At 55.4% G+C, this 2884-nt stretch carries 3 protein-coding genes and 1 pseudogene; 2 read left to right on the top strand and 2 right to left on the bottom strand.

Annotation, left to right across the window (positions count from 1 at the left end):
* Together QCH34_RS10085 and QCH34_RS10080 are read right to left on the bottom strand one after the other, a co-directional pair.
* A partial coding sequence (locus QCH34_RS10085; protein WP_300333640.1) for a molybdopterin molybdotransferase MoeA occupies positions 1 to 698 on the bottom strand: 698 nt, incomplete at its 3' end.
* Complete coding sequence (locus tag QCH34_RS10080) at positions 695 to 871, bottom strand: hypothetical protein (RefSeq protein WP_300333638.1); 177 nt, start codon at positions 869 to 871, stop codon at positions 695 to 697. The genes QCH34_RS10080 and QCH34_RS10085, both read right to left, overlap by 4 nt.
* Before the next feature lie 112 nt (positions 872 to 983).
* Here QCH34_RS10080 and QCH34_RS10075 point away from each other — a divergent pair, with 112 nt between their 5' ends.
* On the top strand, positions 984 to 2303 hold the full coding sequence (locus QCH34_RS10075; protein WP_300333636.1) for a D-aminoacyl-tRNA deacylase: 1320 nt from the start codon (positions 984 to 986) through the stop codon (positions 2301 to 2303).
* Positions 2304 to 2431: 128 nt separating this feature from the next.
* Positions 2432 to 2884 (top strand): annotated as a pseudogene (locus tag QCH34_RS10070) (cell division protein FtsZ); the annotation flags it as partial.

Raw genomic sequence — 2884 nt, 5'->3', positions numbered from 1 at the left:
TCATCCGGCACGATCCCAAGCGACAGGGGGATACAGCCGCACTGCCGGATGAATGACTCGCAGACGATCGAATTCACATCCCGCACCTGCCCCGGCAAGGGCACCTGATCAGGGGCGACCACCTCATTTCCGGTTGCAATGACCGCAATCCGCGGTATGCGCCGTACCGGAAGAGAGAGGATACCGGCTGCTGCAAGCACACCCGTCTCCTGGGGAAGAATCCGGTGGCCTGATGGAATGATCGTCTCGCCGGATCTGAAGTCCTCGTCAGCTGCGACATAGTTCTCGCCACCAGAGACCGGCTTCATCACAAGGATCTGATCCCCTGCCACTTCGGCATACTCGATCATCACAACAGCATCTGCCCCCTCCGGCATCATCCCGCCGGTTGGGACATACCTGCATTCCCCAGCCACAATCGATCCCGGATCACCTGATCCCATCTCGATCCTGCCGGTGCAGGTGAGCATCGCAGGGAGCGATTCCCCGGCACCGATGGTGTCAGAGGAGAGTACCGCATATCCGTCAACGATTGATCTCGCAAACCCCGGCATATCATGTGACGCAATGATATCTTCATTCGGGATTCGGAGAAGCGCCCCTGATAGTCCGACCATCTCTGTTCCGGGATCCGGTGCGATGGAGAGGAGGCGGGATACTGCCTCATGTACCGGGATCACCCGGATGAACCGGCTCATTTGAAACAACCCAGCTGGCAACCACGGATCTTGATGCCGTTTTTGTTGCAGTACCGGGATATGTCAAATTTTTCTATGTTGTACTTCTCGGAGATGGCAAATGCCTCTTCGCACCTGATCTCTTTCTCAATACCCTCAGCGGCAAATGCCTCAGCTACTGCGTCGTATGACATATACCAATCATTGCATTCCGATGATATAGCATTTTCAGAATGGGATCACCCGCCATGAAGGCACCTGAAGCGTGGATCAAGGCTTTTAGAGACGGGATCAAAGATATAAAGCATGGTAACTGCGCTTATCCATTCCCGCCTTGATCCGGCAGGGGTGTCGATCAGAAGAGCGATCGATTATCTCATCGGGCAGGAGGGGGAGGCTGCCTGGCCACTGCTTCAGGATGGCTGGCTCTTCCATGAGGTCGATGGAAGGCTCATCCATGAAGAAGATCTCGATGAGAAGGTGCAGGCGGATCGGATCATCTTCCTCTCGCGGCACACAAGTGTAAATCCCGAGCCGGTGCTGACGGTTCATGTGACCGGTAACTTCGGAGAGGCGGCATATGGAGGTGCACCTGATGAACTCCCGGCAGCCGATCCCGGAATGATGCAGGCGGTGCTCCGGAACCTGATGCTGTATGCTCCCAATGGATATCGTGCAGGCTATGAGATCACCCATCATGGCCCGACCGATCTGACGACCCCATCATTCTTTGTCGAGATCGGGAGCACTGAGAAGGAATGGCATGATACAGATGCAGCAGAAGCCGTTGCCCGGAGCGTGCTCTCCGCAGTACCGGGAGCATTTCTGCCCCTGATCGGATTTGGAGGCACCCATTATGCGGTCCGGCAGACAGTGATCGCGTCAGAGACCCGGGGAGCATTTGGCCATATCGCCCATTCACGGGAGGCAGGGGGCATGACTGCTGACAGGGTGGGGAGAATGGCCGCAATGACCGGGGCTGTTGCCGGATATATCGATAAAAAAGCGCTCAGCGCGATGGAATACGATCTGATTGCCGGGCTTTGCGGGGAACTACAGCTTCCACTTGTTACAGAAGGTATGCTTCATGAGATGGGAAGTGTGCCCTGGAAGACCTGGAGCCGGGCAACCGCCCTTGCATCAGAAATTGCGGCTGCATCACTGCTGAAGAACCATGGAATGGAGCGGGACTGCGCATTATCGGTGGTCAGGATCAATGAAGAACTCCTCACCGAAGCGCTCAGGGTGGGAAAAGAGGAGTTCATCACCGCCCTTGATACCATCACCCCCTGTTTCAGAATTACCAAAGGCGGGGCAGTTGCCCTCCCTGCCTTCATCGGATATCATGAGGAAGAGGCACAATTAGCAAGTGATTTAATAACCCTGTGTGTACAACAGATCACGAAACATTCTCATGCTGTTGTAGAGGGTGATCGCCTTATCATCAGCAGAGAACGTTTTGACCCTGAGAAAGCGCGCAAACTCGGGGTACCAGCAGGACCACTCTTCGGCAGGCTTGCCAGCGGGCAGGCCGTCAATGTCGGAGAGAGGGTCATTTTGGCCGATATGGTCACCACCCATGTTCTGCAGGAGATCACAATCCCGGGATTGGAGAGAATAACATGAGATCAATCGTGGAAGAGGCATTATCACGGAAGAAGGCGGAAGAGGCCGAGGTAGCCGGAGAGGCACCTGCTGAATATCGAAGCTCGCCAATAGTCGATGGACAGGCCAACCCGAAATTCGAAGGGACCATGGATGATGAAGACTTTGAGGATGTCCTCAAGAGTCTTCGCACCATCATCACCGTCGTCGGGTGTGGTGGAGGGGGATCCAATACCATCACCCGGATGTTCGAAGAGAATATCCATGGGGCAAAGATGATTGCGATCAATACCGATGCCCAGCACCTTGCAATGACAAGAGCTGACCGGAGAATACTCATCGGCAGGCAGACGACAAAAGGGCTTGGCGCCGGAGCGGTTCCCCGCAGGGGTGAAGAAGCGGCTCTGGAGAGTGAGGGTGATCTTCACAGGGCTATTGCCGGAAGCCACATGGTCTTTGTCACAGCAGGTCTTGGTGGCGGTACCGGAACAGGATCCGCACCGATTGTAGCAAAGGCTGCGCGTGAAGAAGGAGCACTGACGATCGCTGTTGTGACACTCCCCTTCACCGCCGAAGGTGCAAACAGGATGGAGAATGCCGAG

Origin of the sequence: Methanocalculus sp. (assembly GCF_029762515.1) — an archaeon.
Lineage (GTDB): Archaea > Halobacteriota > Methanomicrobia > Methanomicrobiales > Methanocorpusculaceae > Methanocalculus.
The sequence above is the reverse complement of the archived record's forward strand: the minus strand, read 5'-3'. Positions and strand labels throughout refer to the sequence as shown.

Bases quoted from the DNA above. Each gene is read 5' to 3' on its own strand.
- QCH34_RS10080 (WP_300333638.1), bottom strand. From the start codon at position 871: ATGTCATACGACGCAGTAGCTGAGGCATTTGCCGCTGAGGGTATTGAG.
- QCH34_RS10075 (WP_300333636.1), top strand. From the start codon at position 984: ATGGTAACTGCGCTTATCCATTCCCGCCTTGATCCGGCAGGGGTGTCG.